The sequence below is a fragment of the Peribacillus sp. genome, assembly GCF_059453735.1.
Window position 1 is genome coordinate 1 of the sequence record NZ_JAZVJO010000501.1, and the last position, 6,263, is coordinate 6,263.

6 protein-coding genes are annotated in these 6,263 nt (G+C 39.2%); 4 read left to right on the forward strand and 2 right to left on the reverse strand.

The window, feature by feature from the left end:
• Positions 1–1,010 (reverse strand): amidohydrolase (locus AC52RT_RS16565; protein ID WP_495541765.1); only part of this gene is annotated, 1,010 nt, incomplete at its 3' end.
• A 125-nt stretch (positions 1,011–1,135) separates the two neighbouring features.
• Here AC52RT_RS16565 and AC52RT_RS16570 point away from each other — a divergent pair.
• On the forward strand, positions 1,136–1,789 hold the full coding sequence (locus AC52RT_RS16570) for a phosphatase PAP2 family protein (protein WP_495541766.1): 654 nt from the start codon (positions 1,136–1,138) through the stop codon (positions 1,787–1,789).
• A gap of 548 nt (positions 1,790–2,337) precedes the next feature.
• Here the strand turns inward: AC52RT_RS16570 and AC52RT_RS16575 are convergent.
• Positions 2,338–3,726 (reverse strand): hypothetical protein, encoded by a 1,389-nt coding sequence (locus AC52RT_RS16575; protein ID WP_495541767.1) that lies wholly within the window; start codon positions 3,724–3,726, stop codon positions 2,338–2,340.
• 183 nt (positions 3,727–3,909) lie between these two features.
• Here AC52RT_RS16575 and liaF point away from each other — a divergent pair, with 183 nt between their 5' ends.
• The 3 genes from liaF to AC52RT_RS16590 all read left to right on the forward strand — a co-directional run.
• Positions 3,910–5,004, forward strand: a complete 1,095-nt coding sequence (gene liaF, locus AC52RT_RS16580; protein ID WP_495541768.1) for a cell wall-active antibiotics response protein LiaF — start codon at positions 3,910–3,912, stop codon at positions 5,002–5,004.
• A 323-nt stretch (positions 5,005–5,327) separates the two neighbouring features.
• Positions 5,328–6,080, forward strand: coding sequence for a sensor histidine kinase (locus AC52RT_RS16585; protein WP_495541769.1), 753 nt, complete (start codon positions 5,328–5,330; stop codon positions 6,078–6,080).
• A partial coding sequence (locus tag AC52RT_RS16590) for a response regulator transcription factor (protein ID WP_495541770.1) occupies positions 6,049–6,263 on the forward strand: 215 nt, incomplete at its 3' end. The genes AC52RT_RS16585 and AC52RT_RS16590, both read left to right, overlap by 32 nt.

Here is a 6,263-nt window from a genome sequence, read left to right on the forward strand (position 1 = left end):
TAAGCATAATCTTCTCCGCCCATATCTGGGTCACCTTCGTGGAGGGTTTCAATTTCATTAATGCTTTCTGTCGACTTAAGAAGGAAGTTTGTGACCTCATTATTTGGGATTACAGCGGGATATCCTTGTTCAAAAAGGTATACATACGTGCAATCAGTAGAAAGACAAGTTCCTTTAACAATTCGTTCAATCTCTGCTTCGATAAAATTCCGTGTTTCATCATTAAAGGTTCGAACTGTGCCAATGAGTGTCGCGGTATCGGCAATTACATTAAAGGTATTTTCAGCAATAAAAGAACCAATCGAAACAACGGCTGGATCAATGGGGTTGATCCGTCTGCTGACAATTTGCTGAAGTGTGGTCACAAGCTGAGCACCGGCAACAATGGCGTCCTTTGTTTCATGAGGTTTTGCTCCATGACCGCCTTTACCCTGAATGGTTATCGTAAAGCGATCAGCAGCAGCCATCATGGGACCAAGGGAGTATTGGATTGTACCAGTCGGGACGGTCACCCATAAGTGTGTACCAAATATGACATCGACCCCATTAAGACAACCAGCTTCAATCATTGGTTTAGCTCCGCCTGGAGAATATTCTTCTGCATGCTGGTGGATAAATACATACGTGCCTTCAAGATTGTCTCTTAATTCATTAATAATTTTGGCTAAGAGTAAAAGTGTTGCCGTATGCCCGTCATGCCCGCATGCATGCATTACACCTGGGACGGTAGATTTGTAGGGAACATCTTTTAAGTCTTGAATAGGAAGAGCATCAAAGTCAGCGCGCAGGGCAACTGTTTTTCCCGGCTTTGCACCATACACTCTGGCAATGACTCCATTGCCGCCTATATTTGTTTCAACTTCAATCTCTAAAGTACGATAAAAGTCAGCGATAAAGGCAGCTGTTTTCGTTTCTTTGAATGAAACTTCTGGATGCTGGTGAAGATAGCGCCTGATTTTAATCATCTCTTCAAATGATTGCTCGAGGCGGGTATGTAATAGATTAATCATCGTACAGCCTCCTTTTTATCGTTATCTAAATTTTTAAATAATTTCAATTATAGCATAGTAAATAAAGTGCAGGGGGAGGATTTTTCAAAAGGATCTCTCAGCATCTGGAGGAGAATTAATACGCAATGAAAAAAACAAAACTTCCGGCATTATTAGTTATTTCTTTAGTAAGTATCATGTTAGTTTCACTGTTTCTTTATCTATTGGACGGAATTAACCGAGGAACCCTACATAATTTTGACTATACACTTCAAAAGTACCTCACTATAGGTGAAAATAGTCTATGGCATACCGTATTCTTTGTCATTACTAAATTAGGTTCCAAGACGACATTAATTCCTGGGAGTATCCTATTGATAATTTGGCTTTGGATAAGAAATAAGGATTACCCGGGAATGATCATGTTTCTCATTGGTGTAGCAGGAGGAGACCAATTAAATAAATGGATAAAGGCGTTGGTGGAAAGAGAGCGGCCTTCTATTAATAAAGCAATTGATGCTCTTGGTTATAGTTTTCCTAGTGGTCATGCGATGATTGGGATAATCTTTTATATGCTTATTGCTTATTTTGTCACTAGCGCCCTAAAAGGCGGCGTGGTGAAAAAACTTGTCTGGTCAACAGCAGCTCTATTAGTTCTATTAATTGGGTTAAGCCGAGTTATTCTTCTGGCACATTTCCCATCAGATGTAATTGCCGGGTATGCACTTGGATCTGTTGTGATTATTTTTTGTCTGTTGCTATACAAAAAATGGACTGCACGCATAAATAATACGACCTGAAACAGGTCGTATCAGACTGTAGACAAACTTGGGTGGAAAGTTGTCTACAGTCTTCTTTTAGTTTTTAAAATGCGGCAGTTGATTGCAGTGAAAGACGTTTCGCTTTCCGCGGGCGGGCGGTGAGCCGCATCAATGCTTACGCTCCTGCGGGGTCTCATCTGTCCCGCTATCGAAGGAGTCTTCTCGCCAACACTCCAATCAACGGTCTTTCATCTAGATTTTAGTCCGACACTCAAATGAAAACACGTGCTACCCAAGAGCAGATTTAGGAGGAGATCAATTCAAATCGGGGGAATTAAGAAGAAAATGCTTTCCGATAAATTCGTTCGAACAGGAAGAATCAAAGATTATTAAGTAGAACACAAGTGATCCTGAAAGCAGATACAATGTTAAAGATGGAAAACAGTACTTATTAGAGACTTAGTTGCCTTGATAAGCAGGGAAAATTCCATGAAATGTGTTAATGACAAAAGAGGTGCGGAATGAACCATTCCGCACCTCTTTTTTCTACAAACTGATACGACCTGAAACAGGTCGTATTTTTTAATTTAAATTAGGAACATCGCGACAATCGTAGTGACGAAAAGGCCAATGCAAACGGGGATAAGATTTCTTCGTGCGAGTTCAAAAGGATCAACATTACAAATGGCAGCAGCGGGAATTAATGCCCAAGGAACCAGCGTACCACCACCAACCCAGATGGCTGATAGTTGACCTAAAGCAGTCAGTGTGGCTGCACCTCCCCCTATAGCGGCTGAGAATAAATGAGCAACAGATCCGGTTAGGGATATACCAGAAAAGCCGGACCCGTCTAATCCAGTAATAGCCCCAACTGTCGTCAAGGTTACTGCTGCAATTTCCTTCGATAATGGCACCGATGCGGCTAATGCTCCACCCAGGTCATTAACAATTCCTTGAGAATCAGCAGGCAAGTAGTCACCAAGTATTTTTGCGAATCCCGAATCTCCTAAATAAAAAAAGGCAGCAATAGGGATGACTGGACCAAATACTTTAAAGCCAAATTGAAACCCTTCTATTAAATAACTGGTTATTTTTTCAAGTCCATCCTTTCGATGGGAAGTTAACGAGAGGATGACTAATATAAAAACAGCTGTTCCGCCAATAAGGGCTGTAGCATCGCCGCCCTGAAGCTTAAGGACAGACATCGTGATGACGTCCAAAATAAAGGCTAATGGGATAAAGAAGGCAAAGAATTTCCGTTGACCAGATGGTAGAAAATGTTCCTTCTCGGAAACTTCATTAGCGATAGATGTTTCTTCCTCTAAGAATTTCCCCTTATTCATATCTCGTTTAAGTAGAATGAAGGCGGAAATAGTGGTAACAATCCCCATTGTAATGACAAGTGGAATGCTTGCCTGGATAACAGCAGAGACTGGAAGCGAAGCAGCATCCGCAGTTAATTTAGGTGCTCCTTGAATGACAAAATCCCCTGATAAAGCAATTCCGTGACCAAAAAGGTTCATAGCCATGGCAACCCCTAAAGCGGGAAGTCCTGCGCGTAAAGCTACAGGGAGGAGAACCGCGCCAAGCAGAGCAACTGCTGGGGAAGGCCAGAAAAACCAAGAAATTATCATCATCAAAATCCCAATAATCCAGAATGCCAGTGCTGGTGTTTTAATGAATTTAGCAAAGGGTGATATCATGGCTTCATTAATGCCGGTTCGGGTGAGCACTCGACTCATCGCAACAATGATGGAGATGATCAGGATAGTAGGTGCTAATTCGATAATTGCATAGATAAAGCTGTTGAATATTCCGCTTATAGAAGCAGAAAAGCTGGCAGTGGCTAATAAAGCGATAGTAAAGATACCGAGAATACACATGAATGAAGTATCTCGTCTCTTTATCATGCATCCAATAATCAAAAGAATGAATCCCACATACGTCCAATGCAATACGGTTAATTCTACACCCATGATGCATCCTCCAGCCTCTTATCTTAATTTGTCTTTTTAGGATATGATGGGCGCTTTGTTTGGTGAATGATTCTCTCCGTCTGTAGACGGAGAGAAATAGAAACTACAGCAGGTATTTATGGGATAGAATTCATGATAGATTTAAGAGGAATAATCAGCCTGAAAGAGGAGCTTTATTGACGAATGAAGAATAGTATATTAGAGGGAATGAGAGGAAACGGTGTAATGAAAAAGCGTTCGTTGAACCGAGCATTAGCTGCAAGTATTCTTTTATTAACCGGTTTTTTATTGTTGCTTATCAATATAGGAGTCATTTCCTTGGAAATAAAGGAGATGTTTGTCGAGATATATCCCATGCTTCTATTATTAGCAGGGGTATACCTGTTTATTTCCTATTTTTCTAGGAAGTCTGGTAATAAACTATTTATCGGGTTATTTTTGATTACCTATTCAACTTTATTACTAATAAGTAAATTTACGAACTTAGACTTTAAGATTTGGAATTTATGGCCTTTATTAATTGTTTTTATGGGACTACAGCTCTTACTTAGTAAAAATAAGCATATCGTGTATCAAGATAAAACTGAATATTATGAAGATAATAGCCGCTTGGACTCTAAGCATAATGTACAAGGTGATTATAGTCAGAAGGTAGAAGAGGCGCTGCTACATCTGGAATGTGGGAAAGAAAAACTTCGAGAATTTTCCGGTAAAGAAGTGGACAAACAGATTCGCGAGAAAACGCAAGCTGGCGAGGAATTTACCAATATTATAGATGGAATTATTCATCAGCAAATTGAGGATGTATGGACTCAAATTAATAAAAGCCAAGAAATAATGAATTCTTTAAAGCTAACAGATGAACCTGATCTTAGAAAGAAAAAAACTAAGGAAAAGTTCAAAGTAAGAAATTCAAAAATGGTAACGTTGGGATCAGTGGACTTTAATCAAAGTAATTGGCATTTGGAGCCGATGAATATTTATCACGCCATTGGTGACTATTCTTTTAACTTTAATAAAGCTTATATTCCTGAACGAGAAACATTAATCCAATTAAAAGGTTGGATAGGTGATGTGAATATCCTTATTCCGGAGGATATCCCGATCCGTGTCCAAGCAAAAGTAACGATTGGTGAAGTGACTATTTTTTCCTCATCTTCTGCACACGTTTTTGGACCAAATGTCTATTTCGAATCTCCACAATACGAAGAGGCAGTCAAAAAAATCGATTTTGTCATTGATATGATGATTGGTGAAGTGAAGATAGATAAAGTGTAGAAAGTAGTGAAATGATGAAAGGATTTAAATCAACTTTCTTTCAAAGTTATGTAATGAATGCATTGTTTAGTTCGTTGTTTTTCTTTATTCTCCTTCAAGTGTATTTGCTGGCAGTGAAAAATCCGGCTTTTTCCATAAAACATCTCTTATTCTATCGGTTTTTGTCATGATATTACTGATGGTTTGTTCTATTTATTTTGGCATTCGCAATTTGTTTATCTTAAATGGTAAGCTTTCAAAAATTAGTGGTTATCTTGCGAGTCTGCGGAATGGGAAATTTCCTGACCAATTAAAAAGTAGAGCATACAGAAGAAACAGCACGAATGATAACTGAAGTGAATTTGCTTGGAGAGTACGTGCAGGAACAAATCGAACTTTTGCAGAAAATGTCTAATGAGAAACTAGTTCTCTCTGAACAAGTACATACTGCAGCAGTTATTGAAGAAAGACAGAGAATCGCAAGAGATCTACACGATGCGGTCAGTCAACAACTATTTGCATTAAGCATGATGTCAGCGACAGCTATTAAACTATTTGATGAATTTCCTGAAGCTGCGCGAGAACAACTCATTCAAATGGCGGATATATCTGTTAAAGCACAGGGAGAGATGCGCGCACTGCTTATGCATTTAAGACCGGTTGAATTACAAAAAGACTCATTGTGTGACGGAATCATCAAGCTATTACGAGAGTTGAAATCCAAGACCAATCATCATTTTCAAGGAAGTATTGATGAAGTCTGCGGTTTAACAAAAGCAGCAGAAGAGCATTTGTTTAGAATAGTTCAGGAAGCTGTTTCCAATATTATTCGGCATGCAGAAGCTGGGAAAATAAAAGTTGAACTGTCCGAGGAAGAGGGGTATGTTCATTTATTTATCAGTGACGATGGAAAAGGATTCGACCCTGAAGATAAAAAAATGATTTCCTACGGTATTCAATCCATGAAGGAACGCTGTAAGGAAATAGGGGGCGTGATTCAAATACGCTCGATTTACCATGAAGGTACGTATATCGATATTAAAGTTCCAGTAAAGGGTGGAAAAGATGACCAAAATTCGTTTAGTAGTTGTGGATGATCATGAGCTTGTAAGGAAAGGAATCTTGTCCTTTTTATTGACAGAACCGGATATAGAGGTAGTGGGTGAAGGGAAAAGCGGCATAGAAGCTATACAGTTGACTAAGGAACATACACCTGATGTAGTACTCATGGACTTATTAATGGAAAATGGTAATGGTATTGAAGCAACTAAGGAAATAGT

What these genes read in the sequence shown, in the direction of transcription:
- AC52RT_RS16570 (WP_495541766.1), top strand. Translation starts at nt 1,136, where the DNA reads ATGAAAAAAACAAAACTTCCGGCATTATTAGTTATTTCTTTAGTAAGT.
- AC52RT_RS16575 (WP_495541767.1), bottom strand. Translation starts at nt 3,726, where the DNA reads ATGGGTGTAGAATTAACCGTATTGCATTGGACGTATGTGGGATTCATT.
- liaF (WP_495541768.1), top strand. Translation starts at nt 3,910, where the DNA reads ATGAAGAATAGTATATTAGAGGGAATGAGAGGAAACGGTGTAATGAAA.
- AC52RT_RS16585 (WP_495541769.1), top strand. Translation starts at nt 5,328, where the DNA reads ATGATAACTGAAGTGAATTTGCTTGGAGAGTACGTGCAGGAACAAATC.